Here is a 26,207-nt window from a genome sequence, read left to right on the forward strand (position 1 = left end):
CAGCAGGAACGGGGAGGGGACGAGATGGAGGGACGCCTCGTGGACGCAGTCGCTTCGATGGTCATCGGCATCGAGCTGCCGCTGCTGGGCGTCGGTCCGACACCCCTGCGCATGCTCCTCACGCTCGCGGTGCTCACCGCGATCGTGCTGGTGGTGCTGTGGCTCATCACCCTTGTTGCCGCGAAGCCCATCGACAAGCAGTGGCCGCCCGACGAGCCCCTCGATCCCACCGAGATGCTGTGGGGCGAGGTCGGCGGCTTCGTGCAGAAGAGCTTCGCCGGCCTCGACCTCAACCTGGCCCGCGACCTCGCGTCCTACATGGACGAGCAGAAGGTGCCGGCCGACACGTGGATCGTCCAGTACGGCGACCCGGCGTCGCACTACTACGTGCTGAAGAAGGGCGAGGCCGAGCTCTTCGGCGGCGAGGGCGGCCCGACGGGGCCCATCGCCACGGCCACCGGCCGCAAGCTGGCCGAGGGGGAGGGGTTCGGCGACCACGCCATCACCCACCGCATCCTGTCCGACATCGGGGTGCGCTCGGTGACCGACTGCGTGATCCTCAAGCTCCCGGCCGAGGACTACATCGCCGCACTCACCGTCAGCGCGGCCACGGGCGATGCCCCGCTGCTCGGCCAGACGCCGGCGCCGCCCCCCGTCCCGAGGGGTGGTCCTCCGCCGGTCCCGCCCGCGGCAGCACCGCCGCCGCCACCGGCGAGCCCCCCGCCCACCCCGCCGGCCGGCGGCCCGCCACCGGGGGCACCCCCGGGCGCCACCTCCTTCTAGCTTCCTCGCTTCTCGGCCCCGGCCCGCCCGACCCGTTCCGGCACCAGGGTCCGCACGCCGGCATCACGATCCTGGTTCCGCGAGCGAGGGGCTCGGCCCGACCGGCGCCGGGAATGCACTAGACAGGCGCGCGTATGGCGCTCGTCCTCGGCATCGACTCGTCCACCCGCTCCACCAAGGTGGAGGTCCGCGACGCGGACACCGGCGCGCTGGTCGCCTCCGGCCAGGCACCGCACCCGCCGACTGCGCCGCCGCGCAGCGAGCAGGACCCCGAGGCGTGGTGGGGCGCGCTGGCGGGGGCGATCGCCGCCGCCGGCGTCACCGAGGTGGACGCCCTGTCGGTCGCCGCCCAACAGCACGGCATGGTGGCGCTGGGCGACAACGGCCAGGTGCTGCGCCCGGCGAAGCTGTGGAACGACACCGAGACCGCGGCCGACGCCGGCTGGCTGGTGCAACAGCTCGACGGCCCCGACGCGTGGGCCGCGGCCGCCGGCAGCGTGCCCGTGGCCTCGTTCACCATCACCAAGCTCTCCTGGCTGCACCGCAAGGAGCCCGAGCACTTCGAACGCCTCGCCCACGTCCTGTTGCCCCACGACTGGCTCACCTACAAGCTCACCGGCGCCATGGTCACCGACCGCGGCGACGCCTCGGGCACGGGCTACTGGTCGCCCACCGAGGGTCGCTACCGCACCGACCTGCTGCGGGTGGTGGACGACGCCCCGGGCGACGACGGCTGGCTGGCCCGCCTGCCGAAGGTCCTGGGGCCCGGCGAGGCCGCCGGCCCGCTGTTCCGCGGCGCCGCAGACGTGCTGGGACTCCGCGGCGAGCCCCTCGTCGCGGCCGGCACCGGCGACAACATGGCCGCCGCACTGGGTATGGGTCTCGGGGCCGGTGACGTGGCGTTCTCCCTCGGCACCTCGGGCACGGTGTACGCCGTCAGCGAGACCGCCACCGCCGACGCCAGCGGCGCGGTGGCAGGCTTCGCCGACGCCACCGGGCGCTTCCTGCCGCTGGTGTGCACGCTCAACGCCACGGGCGTCACCGACGACATGGGCCGGCTGTTCGGCCTCGACGCCGACGCGCTCTCCGACCTCGCCCTCTCGACGCCGGCAGGCTCGGGTGGGGTGGTCCTGGTCCCGTTCTTCAACGGCGAGCGCACCCCGAACCGGCCCGACGCCACCGGCACGGTCGCCGGCCTGCGCCACGGCACCTCGAAGGCGCACCTCGCCCGGGCCGCCTACGAGGGCGTCGTGTGCAGCCTGCTCGAGGGCCTCGACGCCCTGGTGGCCGCGGGCGTGGACGTCTCGTCCGGGCGCACGGTGCTCGTCGGCGGCGGGGCGCGCTCGCGGGCGTACCGCCACGTGCTCGCCGCGCTGTCGGATCGCCCCATCACGGTGCCGGCCGCCGGCGAGCTGGTGGCGACCGGTGCGTGCGTCCAGGCCGCCGCCGCGCTCACGGGCACAGATCCGGTCGCCGTGGCCTCGGCCTGGGGTCTGGGGGAGGGGCCGGTCATCGAGCCCGACGCCGGCACCGACGCCGCGGCCATTCGGGCCGCCTACGCCGCGGCCCGGGGGTGACGACCAGAGGCGATCGTTCACCTCCGCGGTGGGCTACGTTTACCCGCGCCTGGCCTCGGCGTCGCCGCTCGGGCCTACGTTGACGGCCGGGTCGAAGGGGAGAGGCAGCCAACCGATGAGCGGATCGAGCTTGGGGCGGAGCAGAACATGAGCACAGTGGTCGACGGTCGGCGCCGGGAGCGACGGCGGTGAGCGGGGTCGCCTTCGAAGGCGTCACGAAGCGCTTCGACACCGTCACCGCGGTCGACGCGCTCACCCTGGACATCGTCGACGGCGAGTTCATGGTGCTGCTCGGCCCGTCGGGCTGCGGCAAGAGCACGGCCCTGCGCATGATCGCCGGCCTCGAGACCATCACCGAGGGCACCCTGCGCATCGGCGACCGCATCGTCAACAACGTCGAGGCGAAGGACCGCGACATCGCGATGGTGTTCCAGAGCTACGCGCTCTATCCGCACATGTCCGTGGCCCAGAACATCGAGTTCCCCCTGAAGGCCCGCAAGTACGCGGTCGACGGTGGGACGCCGCGCAAGCTCACCGCGGAAGAGCGCGCGGAGCGGGTCGACGACGCGGTGCGCACCCTGGGCCTCACCGAGCTCACCAAGCGCAAGCCCGGCGCCCTCTCCGGTGGCCAGCGCCAGCGCGTCGCCCTCGCCAGGGCCATGGTGCGCCGGCCCGAGGTGTTCCTCATGGACGAGCCCCTGTCCAACCTGGACGCCAAGCTGCGGGCCCAGACCCGTCTCGACATCGTCGAGCTCCACCGCGAGGTCGCCACCACCTTCGTCTACGTGACCCACGACCAGGTCGAGGCCATGACCATGGCCGATCGCATGGCGGTCATCGCCGACGGGCGGCTCCAGCAGGTGGGCGAGCCGCAGGCCGTCTACGAGCGCCCGGCCAACCTCTTCGTGGCCCGCTTCATCGGCAGCCCGCCGATGAACACCATCGACGGCGAGGTGGCCGAGGCGGGCATGGTCGCCGCCGGCGAAAGCCGCATCCCCTTCCAGGGCGACGTCGCCGTCGGCACCAAGGTGGTCGTGGGCATTCGCCCCGAGCACCTGCACCTCGGTGAGGGCTCCATCGCCGCCACGGTCAAGGCCGTCGAGTGGCTGGGCCACGAGCGCCACATCATCGTGGACATCGCCGGCTCGAAGGCCATCGTGCGCCAGGAGACCGACGAGGGCGCGGCGCCGAAGATCGGCGACGCGGTCACGCTCGGCCACCACCTGGAGAACGTGCACGTCTTCGACGCGCAGACGACGGAGCGCCTGAATTGACCCTCATCCAGCCGATCGAGCCGGTGGCGCCACCGGTGCGGTCCGCTGGGGTCACCGGCGCGGCCATCGTCCTGTTCCTCCAGGGCGCCATCCTCGGCGTGGCCGGCGCGGTCGCCGCGGTGGTCACCCTCGGGATGACCCTCGACCTGGTGGTCGGCATCGTCTGGGCGCTGATCCGGACGGTGGGCATCGATGCCGCCACCCCGGGCCTGTTCCCCGACCTCGCCATCGCCAACCTCGACACCTACCTGCTGCTGGCCGTCGTGGCCACGTGCCTGCTGCTGCTCAGCCGCAAGGAGATCACCCTCGGCCGGGCGCTCCTCGCCGGCGACCCCGAGGCGGTGCCCAGCGCGGTCGGCCTCCAGTGGTGGTTCCTCGGCGTCGGCGCCCTCTTCGCCTTCTGGACCCTCGTCATCACCAAGGACGCGGTCGTGTTCCCGGTCGTGGCCGTCGTGTTGCCCCTCGTGGCGCTGGCGCTGTTCGCCATCGGCGGTCAGCGGCCGTTCCCCAGTGCCTCCGCCGGCGGCAGCTCGTCGTTCGGCGGCTCGAGCGAGCGGTGGAACTGGCGCAGCCCCAGCGAGCGACGCGAGGCCCTCCTGGCGGTGGTGTTCCTCGCGCCTGCCTTCGCCGTGTTCTACGGGTTCTTCTTCTACCCGCTCGGGCGCCTGGTGCACTTCGCGCTCTACCAGCAGAACCGCACCGGCACCGCCGAGCGCTATGTCGGCCCGAGCCAGCTCACCGACGTGTTGGCGGGGGACGAGTTCCGTGAGGGGTTGGTGCACACCCTCACCTACGTGCTGTTCACCGTGCCCGCGGGCCTGGTCCTCGGCATCGTCCTCGCCGTGGTCGCCAACCGCCGCCTCAAGGGCATCAAGTTCTTCCAGACCGTGCTGTCGTCCACGGTGGCCACGTCGGTCGCGGTCGCGTCGGTGATCTTCTTCGTGCTGCTCAACCCGCAGGTGGGCTACTTCAAGGTCGACTGGCTGGCCGAGCCCAACCAGGTGCTGTTCGGCGTGTCGCTGTCGTCGGTGTGGCAGAACCTCGGCCTCACCTTCATCATCGTGCTGGCCGGCCTCCAGGCCGTACCCGACGAACTGGTGGAGAGCGCCACCCTCGACGGCGCCGGCCCGATCCGCCGGTTCTTCAGCGTCACCCTGCCCATCATCTCGCCCACGCTGCTGTTCCTCATCGTGGTGCTCACCGTGTTCGCCTTCCAGGCCTTCGCCCAGATCGACATCCTCACCGCCGGCGGGCCGGCGGGGGCCAGCGAGACGCTGGTGTTCAAGATCTTCCAGCTCCAACAACCCATCGACCTCGGTGAAGGGTCCGCCATGGCCCTCGGGTTGTTCGGCATCACCTTCATCGTGACCATGGGCCAGTTCCTGATCCTGGATCGGCGGGTGCACTATGGCAGCTGACACCATCGCCATGAACGACCCGGCCCCGGTGCTGGGCGCTCCGTCCACCGCGGTGGGCGCCATGCCGGGCAAGCACGCCCGCACGGCCAAGAACGTGGGCTGGTACCTGTTCTTGTCGTTCCTCTCGCTGTTCGTGCTCTTCCCCGTGTGGATGACCCTGGTGCGGGCGCTCTCGACCCCGGTGGCCTACGTCAACGAGGGCCTTCCCCTCTATCCCGTCTCGACCGAGTGGGACATCTTCAGCCGGGCCTTCTCCGAAGGCGAGCTGGGCCGGCGCATGGCCCTCAGCGCGGTGGTCACGGTGATCATCGCCGCCTGCCAGCTGGTGACGTCCATCCTCTGCGCCTACGCGTTCGCCTTCCTGCGCTTCCCGTTCAAGCGCCTGGTCTTCGTGGTCTTCATGGCCACGCTCATGTTGCCCATCGAGGTCACGCTGATCCCCAACGTGGGCACCATCCGGGACCTCGGCTGGCTCAACTCGTACCAGGGCCTCACCGTTCCCTTCCTCGCCACGGCGTTCGGCATCTTCTTGATCCGCCAGGGCTTCATGGGCATCCCGAAGGACCTGCTCGACGCCGCCAAGCTCGACGGCTACGGCCACTTCGCGTTCATGACCCGCGTGGCCGTGCCCATCACCCGACCGGTGGTGGCGTCGTTCGGGGTGATCTCGCTGCTGGCGGCCTGGAACCAGTACCTCTGGCCCCGGGCCGTGGTCACCGTCTCCGAGTGGGAGACCGTGCAGATCGGCCTCAAGTCCGTGGCGGCCAGCAACGTGGAGGAGTCGAACATCGGCTTCGCCGCCGCCATCATCGCCGCCGTCCCCGTCCTGTTGCTCCTGATCTTCCTCCAGCGTCAGCTCATCCGCGGCCTCACGGCCGGAGCGGTGAAGGGCTGACCGGACCCATGAAGCGCTTCCACCAGAAAGAAGTGTGATGCACCGCACCTCCCGACCCTCCCGGACCTTCCTCGCCGTCGTCGTCGCCGTGCTGTTCGCCCTCGTGGTGGCGGCCTGCGGCGGCTCGAGCGGCGGGGGCAGCAGCGACAGTGGCGACGGTGGCGACGGCGGCGAGGACGCCGCCGCCGACCTGCCCGAGTGCCCGGTCGACGCGCTGGAGAGCGCCACCGGCCCGGTCGAGGTGACCGTGTGGCACGCCTACGTCGCCAAGACCCAGGAGGCCCTCGAGGACCTCGCCGCGCAGTACAACGAGTCCCAGGACAAGGTCGTGGTGAGGATCGAGAGCCAGGGCGCGTCGTACCGCGAGCTCCAGCGCAAGTACCAGCAGGCCATCCCCAGCGGTGACCTGCCCGCCATCGCCATCCTCGAGGACATCCAGAACCAGTCGATGGCCGACAGCGGCACGGTCATCCCCCTGACCTCGTGCGACGAGGCCGACGACAGCTTCAGCACCGACGACTTCCTGCCCATCGCCCTCGACTACTACGGCATCGACGACGTGGTGTGGCCGGCCTCGATGAACCTGTCGACGCCCATCCTCTACTACAACAAGAAGCACTTCGAGCAGGCCGGCCTCGACCCCGAGAACCCGCCGACCACCCTCGAGGAGATGCGGGACGCCGCGCAGGCCATCGCCGACGCCAACATCGCCGGCGTCGAGGCCCCGTGGGTCCAGGTGGCCACCTCGTCGTTCATCGAGTCGTGGATGACGGGCGAGGGCGTCGAGCTGGTCAACAACGGCGACGGCCGCGACGAGCCCGCCACCGAGGCGACCCTCGAGGACAACGAGCAGCTGAACGACCTGTTCAGCTACCTGAACGACATGGCCGACGACGGCCTGATGCTGCCGATCCCCGACACCGACGGCCAGATCGACCAGTACACGGCCATGGCCACGCAGCGGTCGTCGATGGCGGTCGAGACCACCACGGCGGCCACCTCCATCGAGTCGTTCCTCAAGGGTCAGCTCGACACCAGCCAACTGAGCGGGGACGGGCGCATCAACGTCGAGGGGCTCGACCTCGAGGGCCTCGACATCGGCGCCACCCAGCTTCCCGGCGTCTCCGAGCCGGGACGCCCGCAGGTGGGCGGCGGCGTCTACTACATGACCAACACCACCCCGCCCGAGGTCCAGGCGGCGGCGTGGGACTTCATGAAGTTCATCAACACCACCGAGAGCCAGGTCTTCAACGACCTCCAGGGCTCCTACCTCCCGCTGCTCGAGTCGGCCGCCGCCGACCCGACGCTCCAGGAGACCTGGCAGAACACCTTGTCGGGCCAGTGGTTGGCCCTCGGCTACGACCAGCTCCTCAACGGTGTCGATCCCGAGTTCCCCGGCATCACCCTCGGGCCCTACACCGAGTTCCGGGCGGCGATGACCGGTGCCCTCGAGGACATGTACTTCAACGACGGTGATCCGGCGGCGGTGCTGATCGACGCCCAGACCGAAGTCGACGACGCCATCGCGCAGTACGAGGAAGAGAACTTCTGACGACACTCCGGTGTCAGGGCAGGGTCTTCCGGCCCTGCCCTGACCCGGACCTGTCGCCTAGCCTGCGGCCATGCGCCGCACCCCGTTCGTCGTCGCCCTGGCCGTCGTCGCGGCCCTGTTCGTCGCCGCCTGCGGCGGCACCTCCGGCGGGGGAGCGGGCGACGACGAGGCCGGTGACGCCGGCGCCGGGGACGCCGGTGCGCTGCCCGAGTGCCCCGTCACCGCGCTCGACGACGTCCCCGAGAGCGACCTGCCCATCGAGGTGACCCTCTGGCACGCGTCGGTGGCCAAGGGCGAGGAGGCGATCAACGAGATCGCCGATGCCTACAACGCCTCGCAGGACCGGGTGCGCATCGAGGTCGAGAACCAGGCGACCTCGTTCGAGGAGCTCCAGCGCAAGTACAACCAGGCCATCCCGAGCAACGACCTTCCCGGCATCGCCCTGCTCGAGGACACTCAGACCCAGGCCATGGCCGACTCCGGCACGATCCTGCCGGCGCAGTCCTGCATCGCCGCCGACGACTACGACATGTCGGACTTCGTCCCCACCCTCGTGGACTACTACTCGGTCGACGGCAACCTCTACCCGGCGTCGATGACGGGCTCGAACGCCCTCATCTACTTCAACGTCGACCACTTCGAGGAGGCCGGTCTCGACCCCGAGAACCCGCCCACCAACCTCGACGAGATCCGCGAGGCGGCCCAGGCCATCAAGGACGCCGGCGTCACCGAGCACCCCTTCGTGTGGCACATGGCCCCGTGGCAGGTCGAGTTCTGGCTGACCGGCAACCACATCCCGTTCGTGGACAACAACAACGGCCGGGAGGCGCCGGCCACCGAGTCGGTGCTGAACAGCGAGGGCGCCCTCGAGCTGTTCCAGTGGCTCAAGGACATGAACGACGACGGCCTGATGCTCCCCATCACCGACGTGCCCGGCCAGATCGACCAGTACCTCGCGCTCGCCAACGAGCAGGGCTCGTTCAGCGTCGAGGCATCGAGCGCGGCCACCTCGGTGGAGGCCTTCCTCAAGGGCCAGCTGAGCGCTGGTGACCTCACCGACGGCCGGGTCAACGCCGACGTCGACCTGAGCGGCCTGAACATCGGCGCCGACGAGTTCCCCGGCATGGAGGAGCCCGGCCACATCCAGGTGGGCGGCGGCGTCTACTACATGATGAGCACCACGCCCCCCGAGGTGCAGGCGGCGGCGTGGGACTACATGAAGTGGGTGAACTCGGTCGACATGCAGGTGGTGAGCAACCTGGTCGGCAGCAACGACCCCACCCTGGTGAGCGTGGCCGACGTGCCCGAGGTGGCCCGCACCTGGGCGGACACCCTCTCGGGGCAGTGGCTGGCCATCTCGTTCGAGCAGCAGCAGAACGGCATCGATCCCGAGTTCCCCGGCCCGCTGGTCGGGCCCTACACCGAGATGCGCACCGCGGTCCGCCAAGCGGTCGAGGACATGCTCCTCAACGACGCCGCGCCGGAGGACGTGCTCGCCGACGCCGAGGCCGAGATCACCGAGGCCATCGAGCGGTACCAGGAGGAGAACTTCTAGCGGCGGGCCCGGGGCCTCGACCCCGGGCCTTGCACCGCATGAAAGATACTGATACATACTGAAAGGCGTTTCAGGACCCGTTGGGCCCCGTGCCCGGACTCGCTGACGGCTGACGCACCGCCGGCCTCGATCCGTCGCACCAGGAGGGGCCCATGCCCGTCATCCTTTTCCGTCCGCCCCCGCGTCGCGCCCTGTGGGCCGTCGCCCTGTTCCTCGCCTCGGTGGTGTGGTTCGTCCCCGTCGCCCTGCTGGCCGGGGCCCGGCCCGCCGGCGCCGACCCCGGGCCGGGCATCGCCAACAACGCGTGGCCCACCGACTGCAACATGCGCGTCGGCGTCGTCGTCGACCGCTCCGACTCCATCAAGGGCGCCAGCGAGGCCAACCCGGCGCTCGTGCGCGGCGCCGTGGGCGATCTCGCCGAGCGCCTCCGCGGCACGGGCGCCAGCATGGCGGTCTGGTCCTTCGGCACCCTGGCCTCCGGCTACACCGGCCCGAACCCGTTCGCCGGCGCCCCCGCGGGCGCGACCATCTCGGCGTCCGACTACCCGAGCGTCGGTTTCACGTCGCTGGCCACGCCCGGGGGTGTGGCCACCGTGCGGGGGACCGTCGACGCCATCCCCTTCACCCGCACCTTCAACGCCGACACGGATCCGGACACGCGCCGGGTGGGAGCCACCAACTGGGAGGCCGGCCTCGGCCGTTCCTCGCACGGCATCCCCGGCGCGGTCGCACCGAACGGTGACCGGCCGCGCGACGCCGACGTGGTGATCTTCTTCACCGACGGGGCCCCCACCATCGACAACGCCCAGCTTGCGGCGGGCGTCGCCGGCGTCGACGCCACCGACGCGAAGGTCGACAGCGCGCTGGCCGCCGCCGAGGAGGTGAAGACCACGTCGGCCCCGACGCGCGTCATCGCCGTCGGCGTGGGCGACGTGAACGCCCCCAACCTCGAGCGGGTCACCGGGGGCTACCCGGCCGCCGAAGAGTTCCAGGACTACTGGCTGACCGACTTCGGGGGTCTCAGCGACGCCCTGCTCGACGTGGCCACCCGCATCTGCGGTGGTTCGCTGGTCATCCGCAAGCTCGTGCCCGGCACCGAGCCCGGCTCGTGGGTGCCTCGAGCGAACTGGGACTTCGACGTCAGCTTCCCCGGTGGCGCCCCGGCCTTCCTCGCGCCGGGCACCGAGGTGACCACCGGCGCCGACGGCACCACCACCCTCAGCTGGTTGAACCCCTCGGGGGACACCGACGTGGTGGTGACCGAGCAACTGGCCGACGGGCAGCGCCAGGCAGGGGTCACGTGCTCGACCCCGTCGGCGGGGTCGCGCCAGACCGGGACGGTGGAGCGGGGGGCCGAGGCCTCCGAAACGCCCTGGTTCGCGGTCACCGTGCCCCGTCACCTCCAGACGGTGTGCGAGGTGCGCAACTACCAACAGGGCCCCGGGCTCGAGCTGGACAAGGTGGCCGCCCCCACGTCACTGCCGACGGCGGGCGACGCCACGTTCACCCTGACCCTCACCAACCCGGACGCGGTCGAGCCCGTGCGCATCGACGCGCTCTACGACGATGTCTACGGCGACCTCTTCGACCCCGACAACACCCTGGTGCGTGACAACACCTGCGACGACTCGGAGCCCGGCAGTCGGGTGATGGCGCCCGGCGCCACCGGCACGTGCTCGTTCGTGGCCCGGGTCGAGCCCGCGCACGACGGCGGGCCCCACGTGGACGTGGTCACGGTGCACGGCGTCGAGCTCTTGCCCAGCGGTGTCGAGGGCGACGACGTGGAGGCGAGCGATGACGCCGTGGTCGAGTTCACCGAGCTGGACGGGCCCGACCTCGCCGTCAGCAAGGACGACGGGGTCGACACCCTGGCTCCCGGGGACGAGACCACCTACGAGATCACGGTGGCCAACCACGGCACGGTCGACGCCTCCGGCGTGGCCCTGGTGGACGTGCTGCCGCCGGGCACGCGCTTCGTCTCGGCATCGGACGACGCCGCGTTCGACGGCGCCGGCGACCCGGCCCGCGACGGGAGCCCCGCCGTGGTGTGGCCCTGGTTCGGCCTGGCCGCCGGCGAGGAGCGCACCGTGGAGGTCACCGTGGCCGTCCTCGACGACGCCGTGGCGGGAGCGGAGATCCTCAACCAGGTGGGCGTGCAGGACGACGGCACCCACGGGCCGGACCCGTCACCCGACGACAACCACGACATCGACGTCGACACCGTCGTCGTGCCGGTGCTCGAGGAGCCGCCCCTGACCCGGGACCCCGACCCGTCCGGCGGCACCGGGCCGCTGCCCCGCACCGGTGGTGACGTCGCCGAGCTGGCGGCGTGGGGTGGCGGCCTCGTCGCCGCCGGCGCCGCCCTGGTGGGCCTGGCCCGCCGGGCCCCCGGCGGCCGACTCCGCCTCCGCCGGCCGTAGGTTCAGCGCCCGTCCGCCTCTGGTTCCCGATCTCGGTGCGGAAGCACCGGGATCGGGAACCGGTACCGCGCCCGCCCGATCAGGGGGTGATGGTGAAGTACGCGCGGTAGCGGGCGTCGTGGGAGGGCGCGGTGACGGTGTGGTTGCGGGCGCCGCCGTCGGACCAGCGGTCGAAGGTGGCGGTGCCCCCGATCACGGGTGCGGTGGCCGGCGCCGCCACCGAGTTCACCGAACCGATCATCACGGTGCGGGTGAGGGGGGCGGGCTCGGAGGTGGCGCCGACCACCAGGGGCAGGCCCGTCGGGGTGCTGGCGAAGGTGAGCTCCACCGTGCGGGGATCCAGGTCGCGCCGGCGCACCACGGTGTCGCCGCCGGGCATCCGGGCGGTCAGGCGCAGCTCGAGGTGTGACGGGAACTCATGGTCGGTGGCGAGGAAGGTGCCGGAGCGCACCCCGCGCCAGGTCTGGACCACGTGGCTGTGGCAGTTGCTCGGGCAGTGCTGCATGATCAGCGCCCAGCTGAGGCGGGAGGCCGGCAACGGGACCCCGGTGGCGGTCTCAGCGCCGCCCGAGAAGGCGAGCACCCGACCGACCCGCCAGTGGCTGGTGGCCGACGGGGCGTCGATGTGGACCCGTCCGGCCGCGGGCGGGTTGTCGCAGGTCACCCGGGCCTGTGCCCAGTCGGCGTGGTCGCCGGTGTTGCCGTCGCCGCCGTCGGCCACGACCAGCTTGATGCGGGTCTCGCCGGCGAGGTCGAGGTCCAGGTGGCGGGTGGGGGTGGACGATCGCATCACCGCGCTCTCGTACAGGACCCGTCCGCCACCGCCCTCGACCCGGAACTGCACCGAGCCGGCCATGCCGGCCTCCTCGTCCACCCCGATGTCGGCGGTGAACGAGGTGCATCCGGGCTCGAGGTCGTAGACGACGCGCGACGGCGCGTGGGCGCCGAGGCCGTCGGCGTAGGTCACCCCGTCCAAGGTCAGCGGGCCACCGTCGCCGGCGCCGTTCGCCCCGTTGCTCTGGTCGATTTCGACCGGGCCGAAGCCGTTGCTGGCGGCGTGCCAGGCCCGGGCGCTCAGCGGAGCGGGGCCCGAGGGGGTGCAGTCCACGAAGGCATCGGCCCAGTCGCCGTGGTCGGCGGCGTTGCCGTCGCCGCCGTCGAGCACCTCCAGTTCGAGCTGCTGCGCACCGGTGAGGTCGACGGTGACGGGCAGGGGCCCGTCCACGCCGGTGAGGACCGGGCTGCGGAATCGCTCGGTGCCGTCGGTCCGCACGACGAACTGCGCGCTGCCGCCCGCACCGACCTCATCGTCGATGCCCACGTCGGCGGTGAACGAGAAGCAGCGGCCGCCCATGGGGTAGGTGAGGGTCGACGGGGCGTTGGTGCCGAGGCCCTTGGCGTAGGTCGCGCCCTCGATGGACAGCGGGAGACCGTCGAGGGGCGCCTCCTCGCCGTTGCTGGTGTCTCGCTCGACGGGGCCCCAGCCGTTGGTCGCCGTGGCCCAGCTGAGGTCGCTCAGGTACGCCGACCGTGAGGGCGGAGCCAGCGCGTCCCAGGTGATGCGGCGGATGGCGCCCCCGGTGAGGTCGACGTAGAAGACGTCTCCGTCCGGGCCGATCTGGAGGTCGACCGGGGCATGGGCGCCGTCCACCAGCGCCACGGGGTCGCCGCCTGGCGGGATGGCCCAGATGCAGCTGCGGCTGTAATCGGCCAGCAGCAGGGCCCCGTCGTACTCGTCGGGGTAGTCCCCGCCGTCGTAGAAGCCGATGCCCGACAGCGACGAGCTGCCCACCGGGCAGGACTCGCCCGGGGCGACGTGGGCGTCGTGCCGGTAGGAGAACACCGGGGTGGTCACGGCCTCGGGCCGGGTGTAGAGGCGCTCGCACAGGTCGATGCCCATGCCGTCGAACGCGGGCATCCGGGCCGGGCCCTCGTAGCACGGCCACCCGAAGTTCTCCGCCTGGCCACTCGGGTCGGCGAGGCGCTCGACCTCCTCGTAGGCGCCGCCGCCCACGTCGGCGATGTGGAGCTCGCCGGCGGGGTTGAAGGCGAGCCGGAACGGGTTGCGCAGTCCGTAGGCGACCAGGCGCTTCCAGTTGCCGGTGCGGTTGGGGAACGGGTTGGTGGGCACGCCCCGGCCAGTGGCGCGGTTGACCCGGATGACGGTGCCGTCGAGGCCCAGTGGGTCGGAGGTGGTGCGGGCGTCCTGGGAGCGCAGCGAGCCGCCCTCGGTGTGGGGAATGCTGAGCATGGTCCCTGGCGGGGTCGGAGGGTCGCCACAGGGGTTGGCGGGGACCCCGAACTGGCCGTAGTCGTTGAAGGTGAAGCTCGCCCCGTCGCCCCCGCTGGCGTAGAGCGTGCCGTCGGGACCGAACTCGATGTCGCCGGCGCCGTGGCTGGGGTACTGCTGGCACCAGTCCTCGACCAGCACCTGCTCCGGGCCCACGGTCGTCCCCTGGAGCTCGAAGCGCGAGAGCCGGGTCGACACCACGCAGCCGTTCGTCAGCGGCCCTGGGGGAGTGGGGCAGGTGTCGCCCCATCGGGGTGCGGTGCCCCCGATGGCGGCATCGTGGGCGTAGAGCACGTAGAGGTAGGGCTGGCCCGGGAACTGGGGGTCGAGGTTGAACCCGAGCAGGCCCCGGTCCCAGTAGCCGTGCACGTTGGTGCGCAGGTCGGCCACCACCGTGGCGGTGCGGTCGTCGAGCCCGTCGAACACCTTGATGCGGCCCGCCTTCTCGGCCACGAAGACGCGGCCGTCGACGGCGAAGCGCACCACGGTCGGGTCGTCCAGGCCGGCGATGACGACCCGGTCCTGGAATCCGGCGGGAAGGGTCTCGGCCTCGGCGGCGGGGGTGCCGACACCATCGCTGGGGCCGGGGGTGCCCCCGGGGGTCGGCCCGACCGTCACCCCGGCGAGCGCGGTCAGCGCGCCGACCACGACCAGGGCGGTGAGGCGGCGCCGTCGCGGGCGTCCAGCCGTGCCTTCCCGTCCCCGTCCGCGCCCGGGCGGCCCCGGGCGCGCGAGCGCCTGCTCGGGCTCGGGTCCCGCCTGCCCCTGCGCCGGGGCGCGCGTCGAGTGGTCGATGGGGTACCCGTCGGCCCTCGGCGGCGCCGTTGTTAGGGGCCGGGGGTGGCGGGGACCGAGGCCATCGCCGCTCCCACGATGCCGGCCTCGTTGCGCAGCTCGGCCGGGACCACCGGGGTGCTGCGCTCGAGCAGGTGCAGGAACTTGTCGGCCTTCTTGCTGACGCCACCGCCGATGATGATGAGCTCGGGGGAGAAGAGGGCCTCGACGACCTCGAGGTAGCGATCGACGCGCGTGGCCCAGTGCTTCCAGCTCAGGTCGTGCTCCTCGCGCACCGACGCCGCCGCCCGGCTCTCGGCGTCGTGGCCGTCGACCTCCAGATGCCCGAGCTCGGTGTTGGGGACGAGGCGGCCGTCGACGAACAGGGCGCTGCCGATGCCGGTGCCGAAGGTGAGCAGGAGCACCACGCCGGCCACGCCCTTGCCGTTGCCGAAGGCCACCTCGGCGACCCCGGCCGCGTCGGCGTCGTTCAGGACCGTGGCCGGCGCTCCGACCGCCGCCCCGAAGCGAGCCGCGGCGTCGACCCCCATCCACGCCTTGTCGACGTTGGCCGCCGACCCGATGACCCCGTGGCGCACGATGCCGGGGAAGGTGGCGCCGACGGGGCCGGTCCAGCCGAAGCCGGCGACGAGCTGCGCCACGGTGTCGGTGACGGCCTCGGGAGTGGCGGGCTGGGGCGTCTCGAAGCGTTGGCGCTCGGCCAGCAGGCGACCCGTGGCGGTGTCCACCGGTGCACCCTTGATGCCGCTGCCGCCGATGTCGATGCCGAAGCGCTCCATCGCGGGGGACGGTAGCGCGGGCGCTCCCGGTCCGCCGGAAGCCGCGGCGGCGTCCGACCTACCATCGCGCCATGTCGATCGACGTGCAGGGCTACGACGAGATCACCGAGGTGGCCCGGGGCGGTTTCGGCATCGTCTACAAGGCGCGCCATGTGCAGTTCGACCGCGTCGTGGCCCTGAAGGTGCTTTCCCAGCTCCAGGGCGACGAGGGCGCCACGCGGCGCTGGGAGCGGGAGTGCCGGGCGATGGGCGCGCTCTCGTGGCACCCGAACATCGTCGTGGTCTACGACCTCGGGACCACCGGCCAAGGCGACCCGTTCCTCGCCATGGAGTACCTGGACCGCGGCTCGCTGGCCGACCGCCTCGTGCACCTCGGGCCGCTGCCGTGGGAGGAGGCGGTCAACATGGTCATCCAGGTGGCGGGCGCGCTCCAGGCCGCCCACGACGCCGGCGTGTTGCACCGCGACCTCAAGCCGGAGAACGTGCTCATCGGGCTCTACGGCGAGGCCAAGCTGTCCGACTTCGGTCTCGCCACCGGCGAGAACACGGTGGCCACCGCCGCGGGCATGGCGTCGTTCACCCTCGCCCACGCCTCCCCCGAGGCGCTCCGGGGCGAGCGGGTGGGCGCGGCGGGGGACGTGTACTCGCTGGGCTCCACCTTGTTCCACCTGCTCGCCGGCCATCCGCCGTTCCTGCGGGCATCCGACGAGAACGTGCTCGCCGCCGTCACCCGCGTGGTCAACGACCCGGTGCCCGACCTGCGAGGTCTGGGCGTGCCCGGCGAGGTGGCGGCGGTGGTGGAGGCGGCAACGGCCAAGGATCCCGCCGATCGGCCCGCGAGCCCCGCCGAGCTCGGTCGCGCCCTCCAGGAGGCGCAGCGCGCCCTCGGGGTGCCCGTCACCGAGATGCGCCTCGACCCTCGCGGCGAGGTATCCGGCCCGACCGTGACGGGCGCCGTCCTTCCGCATGTGCCTGCCGCCGGCGAAGACTCGGGCACCACCGTGCAGGTGGCCACCGACGCCGGCGAGCCGGCGGCGGGAGCCCCTCCGGCGCCACCGGCTTCCCCTGCTCCGGCCTCCGCGCCGCCGCCACCTCCGGCGGCGGCCGCCACGGAACCGTCCGCACCCGCGCCGCCTGCGCCCGCTGCCGCGCCGCCGCCTGCCACACCGCCGGCTGCTTCGTCGCCGGCCCCATCCGTGGCCGACCAGTCCGCGCCGCCGCCGGTCCCACCCGCCGATCCCCCGGCCCGCCGCTCGAAGCTGCCCTTGGTCCTGGGCGCGGTGGTCGTGGTCGCTCTGCTCGTCGTCGGCGCCGTAGTGCTGCTCGGCGGCGGTGGTGGCGACGACGGGGGCGAGGATGCCGGCGGCGGCGGAGGCGACGACGTCGCGGAGAGCGCCGACGTGCCCAGTGGCACCGGCGGCGAGGTGGTGGCCACCGTCCCGGTGGGCGCCACCCCGCGCGGTGTGGCCGTCGACGACGGTGCCGCCTGGGTGGCCAACCGCGACGACGCCACGGTCACGCGTGTCGATGCCGGCGACGACAAGGTCACCGCCACCGTCGACGTGGGGGAGGGGCCCCGCGACGTGGCCGTGGGGCTCGGGTCGGTCTGGGTCGCGTCGCTCGAGGCCCAGGAGGTGGCGCGCCTCGATCCGGCGGACGGCACCGTGCGCGAGACCATCGCCTTCGAGGGCGGGCCGCAATCGGTCACGACCGCGGGTGGACTGGTGTGGGTGACCGACCGGGCCGACGCCTCGGTCGAGGCCATCGACCCCGACACACTCGAGACCGTGGCCGAGATCGCGGTGGGGGCCGACCCGGTCGCCATCGTGGCGGACGGCGACGAGGCGGTCTGGGTCACCAACCGCGAGGACGGCACCCTCACCAAGATCGATGTCGCCGAGCGCTCCGTGGTGGGCACGTTCGACGTGGGCGCACAGCCCGCCGAGGCGGCGGTGGACGACGAGTTCGTGTGGCTGGCCAGCGAGGGCTCCTCAGCGGTGCTGCGCATCGACAAGGAGAGCGGCGAGGTGCTCGACACCATCGACATCGGCCAACGCGTTGGCGGGGTGGCCATCGACGACGGCGGCCGCCCGTGGGTGGACGGCCTCAGCGGCCTGCTCCAGATCGATCCCGAGTCCCTCGAGGTGGTCGGCGAGGTGAACGTCGGCGGCGAGCTGCGCGAGGTGGCCGCGGGCGAGGGCTCGCTCTGGACCGTGCCCCACGACGGCAGCGTCCTCACCCGCGTCGACCCCAACTGAGCGGCGCCGGCGCCGGATTCCGTCGCAGCGGCGGGACGCCGTAGCGTGGCGACGTGAGCGAATTCGAGTACCAGGACCTCCTTCCCCTCGGCCGCGACGACACCGAGTACCGCCTCGTGAGCACCGAGGGGGTGTCCACCGTCGAGGCCGCCGGGCGCACCTTCCTCCAGGTCGAGCCCGAGGCACTGACCCTCCTCGCCAAGGAGGCCATGTGGGACATCGCCCACCTGCTGCGCTCGAGCCACCTCGCGCAGCTCGCCGGCATCCTCGACGACCCCGAGGCGTCGGCCAACGACCGCTTCGTGGCTCTCGACCTGCTGAAGAACGCCAACATCTCCGCCGGCGGTGTGCTGCCCATGTGCCAGGACACCGGCACGGCCATCGTCATGGGCAAGCGGGGTCAGAACGTGCTCACGGCCGGCAACGATGAAGCGGCGCTCTCCAAGGGCATCGCCCAGACCTACGCCGAGGCCAACCTGCGCTACTCCCAGATGGCTCCGCTGACGGTCTGGGAGGAGAAGAACACGGGGACCAACCTCCCCGCCCAGATCGAGCTGTACGCCACCGACGGCGACGCCTACAAGTTCCTCTTCATGGCGAAGGGCGGCGGCTCGGCCAACAAGAGTTACCTCTTCCAGGAGACCAAGGCGGTCCTCAACCCCACCAGCCTGATGCGCTTCCTCGACGAGAAGACCCGCATGCTCGGCACCGCCGCCTGCCCGCCCTACCACCTCGCCGTGGTCATCGGCGGCACGTCGGCCGAGTACGCGCTGAAGACCGCCAAGTACGCGTCGGCCCGCTACCTGGACTCGCTCCCCACCACCGGCAACGAGCTGGGCCGGGGCTTCCGTGACCCGCAGCTCGAGGCCGAGATCCTCGAGCTCACCCGCACGACGGGCATCGGCGCCCAGTTCGGGGGCAAGTACTTCTGCCACGACGTGCGGGTGATCCGCCTGCCCCGCCACGGCGCGTCGTGCCCGGTCGCCATCGCCGTCTCGTGCTCGGCCGACCGCCAGGCCCTCGCCAAGATCACGGCCGACGGCATCTTCCTCGAGGACCTCGAGCGCGACCCGGCCCGCTTCCTGCCCGACCTGGCCCACCAGGAGGCCGCCGAGGGCGGTGAGGTGGTGGCCATCGACCTGAACCGGCCCATGGACGAGATCCGCGCCGAGCTCTCGAAGTACCCCGTGAAGACCCGCCTGTCGCTGACCGGCCCGATGGTCGTGGCCCGCGACATCGCCCACGCCAAGATCGCCGAGCGCCTCGCCGCCGGCGAGTCGATGCCCCAGTACCTGCGGGACCACTGCGTGTACTACGCCGGCCCGGCCAAGACCCCCGACGGCTACGCCTCTGGCTCGTTCGGCCCCACCACCGCCGGGCGCATGGACTCCTACGTCGAGCAGTTCCAGGCCGCCGGCGGTAGCCACGTGATGTTGGCCAAGGGGAACCGGAGCCAGCAGGTCACCGACGCCTGCAAGCGCAACGGCGGCTTCTACCTCGGCTCGATCGGCGGCCCCGCCGCCCGCCTCGCCCAGGACTGCATCCGCCACGTCGAGGTGCTCGAGTATCCCGAGCTCGGCATGGAGGCGGTCTGGAAGATCGACGTCGAGGACTTCCCCGCCTTCATCGTCGTGGACGACAAGGGCAACGACTTCTTCGCCGCCGTCACCCGCCCCGTCGACATCGCCGCCAAGCGCTGAGGGTCACTCACGGGGCGAGAGCACGCAGACCTCGTTGCCCTCGGGGTCGGCGAGCACGACCCACGTGACGTCGGGGCCCTGGCCGACGTCGACGCGGCGGGCGCCCAGGGCGACGAGCCGGTCCACGGCAGCGGTCTGGTCCTCGTCCTGCCGGGGTGAGAAGTCCAGGTGGATGCGGTTCTTGCGGTCATCGGCGGGATCGAGGCCCTCTCGGGTGATCAGCTCCAGGAACGGGCCGGTGCCCCGAGGGTCGCGGAACGCCACGTAGCCGGGCTCGTCGCGCACGAGGTCCCAGCCGGTGGCGGCCGCGTAGAAGTCCCGCAGTGCGTTGGCGTCCTCGGCGGCCACGACGACGGCGGCGAGGCTGCCGGTGCCGGTGTACTCCTCCCGGGGATCGAGCACGCAGAAGGCGTTGCCCTCCGGGTCGGCCAGCACGATGAAGGGGGCGTCGGCGGGCTGGCCGACGTCGGCGGGCGTGGCGCCGAGCGCGATCAGTCGCTCGACCGTGGCCCGTTGCTCCTCGACCGAGGCGCTCGCCAGGTCGAGGTGGACCCGTTGGCGGTGGGCGTCGGGGTCGTCGACCGGCTCGAAGGCGATGTCCGGGAACGGCCACGTCGCCGCGTCGTTCGGATCGCCGCCGCCCGGGTTGATGCAGATCTCCTCACCGTCGTCGAAGGTGACCACCCAGCCGACGGCCTGTCGCCAGAAATCGGCGGCGGCCCGGATGTCCCGGGCGTCGACGATGATGTTCTCGAAGCGCAGCATGGGACCTTCCTACCGCGGGCAGGCCGCCCGTGTGCCCGGGATCCGCGCTCAGGTGTCCGAGGCGGCGATCCAGCCGAGAACGACGGCGGCGGCCGCGGTGAGGAACGTCATCACCGCGGCCCGCTTGGGCAGCGTGCCCCGCACGCCGGCGGCCACCGAGGCGGCCGCGTCGGCGGTGTCGACGGCCATGCCGACGTGCAGGGAGCGGCGCTGCACGTCCACGTCCTCGACGAGCAGCGGGGCGACGAGCGCGAGCTCGCGGGCCGCGAACAGACGGCCGAGGTACGGAGCCGACGGGTTGCGGGCCGGGTCGATGCCGAAGAGCCAGGCGCTGAAGTTGGGCGCCAGCCAGCCCAACACCCCGATGAGCGAGCGAAGGGACATGAGGGTGACCTTGGCCTGGAACGGCGTGATCGGCACCCAGGGGGGCACGGGCGGGAGCACCGGCAGCGAGGACCGGGACGGGAGCGCCGGGAGGTTGGCCTGGAGCTCGGCGAGTGCCGAGAGGTTGGCCTGGATCTCCGACAGCGCGGGCAGGGCGTCGAGGGAGGACTGGAGCGACGCGAGCGACGGCACCGGGAGGTGGTCGAGGTCGGGACGGTGCACGGGGGTCTCCTGGCAGGTCAGGTGGGGGACGGGGGGAGTGGCGGGAGCGGGTCGGGCGGCAGCGGCCAGCGGAACAAGGAAGCGGCGTTGGCGTAGGTGATGGCGGCCACGTCGGCGTCGGGGAGGCCCGAGAGCCGATCGTGCAGGAACGACTGCGTGTCGGGCCACGTCGAGTCGGCGTGCGGGTAGTCGACCTCGACCATGAGCCGCTCGGTGCCGACCGCCTGCTGCGCGGCGGCCAGCGAGGTGGGGTCGTCGATGGTGCAGAACCAGAAGTTGCGGCGCAGCACGTCGCTGGGGGACAGGTCGGTGCCGAGCGCCCGCCAGGCCTTCCGGCCGTGGCCGGAGTGCCCGACGATGTAGTCGAGGCGGTCGACGAGCATGGGGATCCAGCCGATGCCGCCCTCGGACATGGCGATCTTGAGGTCGGGGAAGCGCACGGGCACCCCCGACCACAGCCAGTTGGCGCAGGCGTCGAGGGAGAGTGCGCCGAAGAGGGTGGCGCCGAGCTCGATCATGGGGGCGTCCAGGGGCATGGGCATCATCCCGGACGACCCCACGTGCAGGCAGACGACGGTGTCGGTCTCCTCGCAGGCGGCGAGGATCGGGTCCCACCAGCCGGAGTGGACCGACGGCAGGTCGAGCTTGTGGGGGTTCTCGGGCAGGGTGACGGCCCGGAAGCCCCGCTCGGCGTTGCGGCGCACCTCCTCGGCGCCGAGCTCGGCGTCGGCCAGCCAGGTGATCCCGAGGGGGATGGTGCGCTCGGGGTGGGGCTGCCACCAGGCGTCGTGGACCCAGTCGTTCCAGGCTCGGGTGACGGCGAGGCCCAGCTCGGGGTCCTCGGCCTTGGCGTAGACGGTGCCGCAGAAGCCGGTGATCTGCGACGGGAAGTTCAGCGACGCCCAGATGCCGGCGAGGTCCTGGTCACGCACCCGGTCGTCGATGCGGAAGCAGCCCGGCCGCATGTGCTCGAAGCGGCGGGGCTCGATGGCCGACTCGTTGCGGTCCCGCCCCACCACGGCGTTGAGGCCCAGCTGGGGGAAGACCTTGCCCTCGAACTCCCAGACCTGGTGCCCCTTGGAGGTGTCGCGGACGTGGGGCGCACGATCGGCGAAGCGGGCCGGGAGGCGACCGTCGAACAGGTCGGCGGGCTCGACGAGGTGGTCGTCCACCGAGATCACCGTGTAGTGGACCGGCCCCGGCTCGGGGTCGGGCAGCAGGCCCGTGACGGGGTCGGGCGCACCCGTGGTGGCGGCCTGGCCCGGTGCGGCGGAGTCCCCCATGGCCGCCAACGGTAACGGTCAGCCCGAGGGGTGTGGGCCGTTGCCGCCCTGAGCGCCGACCGATGGCCGTGCCGGCGTGGACTCGCGGTGCGACGGAGACCCCTACCGCCGCCGACGGTAACGTCGGCAGGGGTCCGTGGCCCCGAACCGCCACCGACACAGGGGGATCGACATGTTCGACGTGGTCATCCGAGGGGGCGTGCTGGTGGACGGGACGGGGGCCGAGCGTCGGCCCGCCGACGTCGCCATCGAGGGCGGGCGCATCGCCGCCGTCGTCGAGCCGGGCGGCCTCGACGATGCCGTGGCCGCCGGGGACGCCGCCCGGGTCATCGAGGCCGAGGGGCTGGTCGTGGCCCCGGGGTTCGTCGACCTGCACACGCACTACGACGCCCAGGCCTTCTGGGACCCGACCCTCAGCCCGTCGCCCCTCCACGGCGTCACCACCGTGGTGGCCGGCAACTGCGGGTTCAGCATCGCCCCGTTGAGCGGCGACCCCGCCGACGGTGAGTACCTGATGCGGATGCTGGCCCGGGTGGAGGGCATGCCCCTCGAGTCGCTGGCCGAGGGCGTGCCGTGGGACTGGCGCAGCACCGCCGAGTACCTCGACCGCCTCGACGGCACCCTCGCGGTGAACGCGGGCTTCCTCGTGGGGCACTCGGCGCTTCGTCGTGCGGTCATGGGCCACGACGCAGTGGGGGAGGAGGCCACCGACGAGCAGGTCGACGCCATGGCGGCCCTGTTGGCCGAGGGCCTCGCCGCCGGCGGGCTCGGCTTCTCGTCGTCCTGGGCCACCACCCACAGCGACGGCGAGGGCGACCCGGTGCCCTCCCGCCACGCCACCCACGACGAACTCGTGCGCCTCTGCTCGGTGCTGCGCGACCACCCGGGCACGGCGCTCGAGTTCATCCCCACGGTGGGCCCGTTCGCCGACGAGCACATGGACCTGATGGCGGACATGTCCCTCGCCGCCGACCGGCCCCTCAACTGGAACGTCCTTGTGGCCGCCAACGCCCGCTCGGCCGACGACGTCGCCCAGCGCCTCTCCGCTTCGGACCGGGCCGCCGAGCGGGGTGCCCGCGTCCTGGCCCTGACCGTGCCTGACCTCATGCGCATCCGTCTGTGCTTCCTCACGGGCTTCCTGCTCGACACGTTCCCCGGCTGGGCGAAGGTGATGACCCTCCCGGCGGACGAGAAGCTCGCCGCCCTCGCCGACCCGGAGGTGCGCCGGCGTCTGCTCGACGGGGTGAACAGCCCCGAGGCCGGCCCCTTCGCCCGCATCGCCCAGTGGCACCGCATGACCGTCGAGGAGGCCTTCACCGACGAGACCAAGCGCCACGAGGGGCGCCTCGTCGGCGACATCGCCGAGGAACAGGGCAAGGAGCCCTTCGACGCGCTGCTCGACATCGTGGTCGAGGACGGGCTGCGCACGGTGATCCTCCCGCCCCAGAGCGGCGACGACGAGGACAGCTGGGCGCTGCGGGCGCAGACGTGGCGCGACCCTCGGGTCATCCTCGGCGCCTCGGACGCCGGCGCCCACCTCGACTTCATCGCCACCTTCAACTACACGACGGCGTTCCTCGGCGACTCGGTGCGCGACCGGGGGCTCATGGGTCTCGAGGAGGCCGTGCACAAGCTGACCGACGTTCCCGCCCGCCTCTACGGGCTGACCGGGCGCGGGCGCCTCGCCGAGGGCTGGATCGCCGACGTCGTGGTCTTCGATCCCGACCGCATCGCCCCCGGCCCGGTCGGCATGCGCGCCGACCTCCCGGCCGGCGCCGCCCGCCTCTACTCCGAGCCCGAGGGCGTCGAGCACGTGCTCGTCAACGGCGTCGAGATCGTCGGCCCCGGCGCCACCTTCACCGACGCCCGCCCCGGCACCCTCCTGCGCTCCGGCCGCGACACCGAGACCGTCAGCCTTCACACTGGCTCCTCGTCCCTCGGAGCGCCTTCGGCATCCGGTTCGTCGTCGTAGCGGCTCCGCTCCGCTCCGCCACGTACCCCGGTCCCACACTGGCTCCTCGTCCCTCGGGGCGCCTTCGGCATCCGGTTCGTCGTCGTAGCGCCTCCGCGCCACGGGCTAGAACGGGTCCCATGCGCGAGCTCGCCGACGAGGTCCGGAGCATCATCGGGGAGCTGGCGGCCAACACCGTGCCGGCGGGCAAGGAGGAGCACGCCCTCGCCCTGGCCCGGGAACTGCGGGCGCTGCTCGACGGTCCCCGCCGGGAGCGCTGGTACGACGGGCTGATGGACGGCACCGGCATCCAGACCGCCATCGACGACCCGGTGAGCCCCTTCCTCGCCCACGGCGCCTTCCGGGGAACCGAGAACCCGGTGGCGCCGCCGCTGGTCCTCACCGATGAGGTGCGCTCGGACGGCTCCCGGGTGAAGGTGGGCCACGTCACCTTGAACCTGGCCTACGAGGGCCCGCCCCACGGCGTGCACGGAGGTTTCGTGGCCGGCCTCTTCGACGACATCCTCGGCGCCGCCCAGGGCTACGTGCGCGATCCCGGCGTCACCGGCCGCCTCACCGTGCGGTACCGCCACATCACCCCGGTCGAGGAGGAGCTGCGCTTCGCGGCCTGGATCGAGTCCGACGACGGGAAGCGCATCGTGGCCAAGGCCACGTGCCACGCCGGCGGAGGCGACCTCCTCACCGCCGAGGCCGAGGCGCTGTTCATCCGGGTCGACTTCGAGGAGATCCAGGCCCGCATGGCCGCCCGCCGCGACGCCTGAGGCGCCGCTCACTCACACGGATCCCTCGGCCCTCGCTCCCTCGAACCCGACGCAATAGCTGTCGGAATCCGACAGGCATTGCGTCGAGTTCGGCGGAACGTGGGGCGAGGGGGAGGGTCAGAGGTCGTCGATGAGCTTGAAGGTCTCGGCGCGCTCGACTCCGTGGGCGGCGCCGGCTTCGGCCAGCTCGCGCTGGATGCGGTCGTGGAAGGCGGCCCGCTCGGCGGAGGCGGCCTCGCTGTCGAGGTCGATGCGCATGGTGGTCTCGAACTGGCTCTCGTGGGCGAGCAGGGCGTTCACCTTGGCCACCGCGTGCTCGACCGCCACGGTCTCGGCGTGGTCGGGCTCGTCGGCCTCGAACAGCAAGAGCGCCGTCGGCCGGTGGTGGGGGATGGCCTGCTCGGGGAAGAAGTGCGGGTCCCGGGCGGCGACCACGCCGTCGCACGCCAGCAGTCCGGCGGCGCGGTGGTCGGGGTGCAGCCGGTAGCGCTTCCACGGGTCGTGGCCGAGGACGACGTCGGGCTGGAGGCGCCGGATCCAGTAGGCGATCTCCCAGCGCTGGCGCAGACCGGGCTCGAGCTCACCGTCGGGCCACCCCAGGAAGACCACTTCGCCGGTGGCGCCGAGGGCCGCCGCGGCGGCGCGCTGCTCGGCCTGGCGGGTGACCACCAGAGCGGCCAGATCGGCGTCGACGTCCCACGTGCCCTTCGAGCCGTCGGTGCAGATGAGGTGGTGGACCACGCAGCCCGCCGCCGCCCACTTGGCCAGGGTGGCGCCGCACTGGAACTCGACGTCGTCGGGGTGGGCGGCGATGGCGAGGGCCCGGGCCGGCGTGGACAGGTCTCGGCTGGCGCTCACCGTCGCTTCCGGCCGGCTGCCCGGAGGGTCTGCAGCGGCCGTGTCCTCGCCGTCCCAGAGGGTCACGGGGAGAGCACCGAGAGGTCGGCGGGGACGTCGACGTCCCAGCCGAGAGGCACGTCGCGCACGATGCGCAGGTCCAGCCCGAGGCGCTCGGCCTCAGCACAGTGGCGGGCGAACGAGCCGGCGCCGTAGGCCCACTCGAAACCGGCGCCGGCGGGCACGCAGGCCACGTTGGTGCCGTCCTCGTGGCGGTCAGGGACGAGGGTGACGCCGGCGGTGTCGGCCAGGAAGTCGAGGGTGGTGGCGAGGGGCAGGTCGGCGTGGGCCACGATCACCTGGTCGAAGCCGAGGCCGTCGAGGTGGGCGACCCCGTCGGCCACCGCGCCGTTGAGGCCACGGCCGGGGCACAGCAGCACGTCGGCGCCCTCGGCGCGGGCCCACGCGGCCACCTCCTCGTCGTCGCACACCACCCAGGCATCGAGCGGTGCGGCGGCGGCGAGCACCTTCGCCGCCATCGAGCGGGCCAGGGCGGCGCGGTCGGGCGCGGGGAGTGCCGGGGCGAGACGCAGCTTGGCCTCGTGGAACGACTTCACCGGGACCAGCACCACCGCGGCCATGAGCGCGGCAGTCTACGGTTTGGCGCGTCCGGGGCCGCCCGGAGAG

General features: G+C 72.5%; 19 protein-coding genes. 12 read left to right on the forward strand and 7 right to left on the reverse strand.

The genetic code is table 11. From position 1 onward, the window contains the following. Positions 1–24 precede the first annotated feature (24 nt). The 8 genes from JNK12_13570 to JNK12_13605 all read left to right on the forward strand — a co-directional run bounded on the left by JNK12_13570 (position 25) and on the right by JNK12_13605 (position 11,474). A complete protein-coding gene (locus tag JNK12_13570; GenBank protein ID MBL8776965.1) occupies positions 25–783 on the forward strand; it encodes a cyclic nucleotide-binding domain-containing protein in 759 nt (252 codons plus the stop codon). Between the two features lie 134 nt (positions 784–917). Further along, a complete protein-coding gene (xylB, locus tag JNK12_13575) occupies positions 918–2,360 on the forward strand; it encodes a xylulokinase (protein MBL8776966.1) in 1,443 nt (480 codons plus the stop codon). 188 nt (positions 2,361–2,548) lie between these two features. Continuing rightward, positions 2,549–3,634 carry an ATP-binding cassette domain-containing protein gene (locus JNK12_13580; protein ID MBL8776967.1) on the forward strand — a complete coding sequence of 362 codons (1,086 nt, stop codon included), beginning with the start codon at positions 2,549–2,551 and terminating at the stop codon, positions 3,632–3,634. After that, entirely contained in the window at positions 3,631–5,052 is a 1,422-nt protein-coding gene (locus tag JNK12_13585; protein ID MBL8776968.1) for a sugar ABC transporter permease, read from the forward strand. Before JNK12_13580 ends, JNK12_13585 begins: the two co-directional genes overlap by 4 nt. Continuing rightward, positions 5,042–5,947: a carbohydrate ABC transporter permease gene (locus JNK12_13590; protein MBL8776969.1), complete on the forward strand. Its 906-nt coding sequence runs from the start codon at positions 5,042–5,044 to the stop codon at positions 5,945–5,947. Before JNK12_13585 ends, JNK12_13590 begins: the two co-directional genes overlap by 11 nt. A gap of 37 nt (positions 5,948–5,984) precedes the next feature. Next, complete coding sequence (locus tag JNK12_13595; GenBank protein ID MBL8776970.1) at positions 5,985–7,499, forward strand: extracellular solute-binding protein; 1,515 nt, start codon at positions 5,985–5,987, stop codon at positions 7,497–7,499. Positions 7,500–7,569: 70 nt separating this feature from the next. Next, on the forward strand, positions 7,570–9,054 hold the full coding sequence (locus JNK12_13600; GenBank protein MBL8776971.1) for an extracellular solute-binding protein: 1,485 nt from the start codon (positions 7,570–7,572) through the stop codon (positions 9,052–9,054). Between the two features lie 152 nt (positions 9,055–9,206). Next, positions 9,207–11,474, forward strand: a complete 2,268-nt coding sequence (locus JNK12_13605; protein MBL8776972.1) for a DUF11 domain-containing protein — start codon at positions 9,207–9,209, stop codon at positions 11,472–11,474. A gap of 79 nt (positions 11,475–11,553) precedes the next feature. On the opposite strand, the gene JNK12_13610 is transcribed toward JNK12_13605, so the two are convergent. Together JNK12_13610 and JNK12_13615 are read right to left on the reverse strand one after the other, a co-directional pair. Further along, positions 11,554–14,412 carry an NPCBM/NEW2 domain-containing protein gene (locus tag JNK12_13610; GenBank protein ID MBL8776973.1) on the reverse strand — a complete coding sequence of 953 codons (2,859 nt, stop codon included), beginning with the start codon at positions 14,410–14,412 and terminating at the stop codon, positions 11,554–11,556. Positions 14,413–14,591: 179 nt separating this feature from the next. After that, positions 14,592–15,338, reverse strand: coding sequence for an ROK family protein (locus JNK12_13615; GenBank protein MBL8776974.1), 747 nt, complete (start codon positions 15,336–15,338; stop codon positions 14,592–14,594). Positions 15,339–15,409: 71 nt separating this feature from the next. Between JNK12_13615 and JNK12_13620 the strand changes: the two genes are divergently transcribed. Together JNK12_13620 and JNK12_13625 are read left to right on the forward strand one after the other, a co-directional pair. Then, complete coding sequence (locus tag JNK12_13620; GenBank protein MBL8776975.1) at positions 15,410–17,596, forward strand: protein kinase; 2,187 nt, start codon at positions 15,410–15,412, stop codon at positions 17,594–17,596. Between the two features lie 53 nt (positions 17,597–17,649). Further along, complete coding sequence (locus JNK12_13625) at positions 17,650–19,296, forward strand: fumarate hydratase (GenBank protein MBL8776976.1); 1,647 nt, start codon at positions 17,650–17,652, stop codon at positions 19,294–19,296. 3 nt (positions 19,297–19,299) lie between these two features. Here JNK12_13625 and JNK12_13630 read toward each other — a convergent pair whose 3' ends face one another. Genes JNK12_13630 through JNK12_13640 form a run of 3 tightly spaced genes read right to left on the reverse strand, consistent with a single transcriptional unit; the run spans position 19,300 to position 21,950 of the window. Continuing rightward, on the reverse strand, positions 19,300–20,061 hold the full coding sequence (locus JNK12_13630; protein MBL8776977.1) for a VOC family protein: 762 nt from the start codon (positions 20,059–20,061) through the stop codon (positions 19,300–19,302). 48 nt (positions 20,062–20,109) lie between these two features. After that, positions 20,110–20,667, reverse strand: coding sequence for a hypothetical protein (locus JNK12_13635; GenBank protein ID MBL8776978.1), 558 nt, complete (start codon positions 20,665–20,667; stop codon positions 20,110–20,112). Between the two features lie 17 nt (positions 20,668–20,684). Beyond that, positions 20,685–21,950: an amidohydrolase gene (locus JNK12_13640; protein ID MBL8776979.1), complete on the reverse strand. Its 1,266-nt coding sequence runs from the start codon at positions 21,948–21,950 to the stop codon at positions 20,685–20,687. A 172-nt stretch (positions 21,951–22,122) separates the two neighbouring features. Here JNK12_13640 and JNK12_13645 point away from each other — a divergent pair, with 172 nt between their 5' ends. Continuing rightward, positions 22,123–23,922, forward strand: a complete 1,800-nt coding sequence (locus JNK12_13645; GenBank protein MBL8776980.1) for an amidohydrolase family protein — start codon at positions 22,123–22,125, stop codon at positions 23,920–23,922. Positions 23,923–24,041: 119 nt separating this feature from the next. Then, positions 24,042–24,683 (forward strand): hypothetical protein, encoded by a 642-nt coding sequence (locus JNK12_13650; protein ID MBL8776981.1) that lies wholly within the window; start codon positions 24,042–24,044, stop codon positions 24,681–24,683. 117 nt (positions 24,684–24,800) lie between these two features. Here JNK12_13650 and JNK12_13655 read toward each other — a convergent pair whose 3' ends face one another. Continuing rightward, the gene (locus JNK12_13655; GenBank protein MBL8776982.1) at positions 24,801–25,541 is read right to left on the reverse strand and encodes a PIG-L family deacetylase; all 741 of its coding nucleotides are present in this window, start codon (positions 25,539–25,541) and stop codon (positions 24,801–24,803) included. A gap of 62 nt (positions 25,542–25,603) precedes the next feature. After that, entirely contained in the window at positions 25,604–26,161 is a 558-nt protein-coding gene (gene cofC, locus JNK12_13660; protein ID MBL8776983.1) for a 2-phospho-L-lactate guanylyltransferase, read from the reverse strand. Between the last annotated feature and the right edge of the window lie 46 nt (positions 26,162–26,207).

Source organism: Acidimicrobiales bacterium, from assembly GCA_016794585.1.
GTDB lineage: Bacteria > Actinomycetota > Acidimicrobiia > Acidimicrobiales > DATDAH01 > JAEUJM01.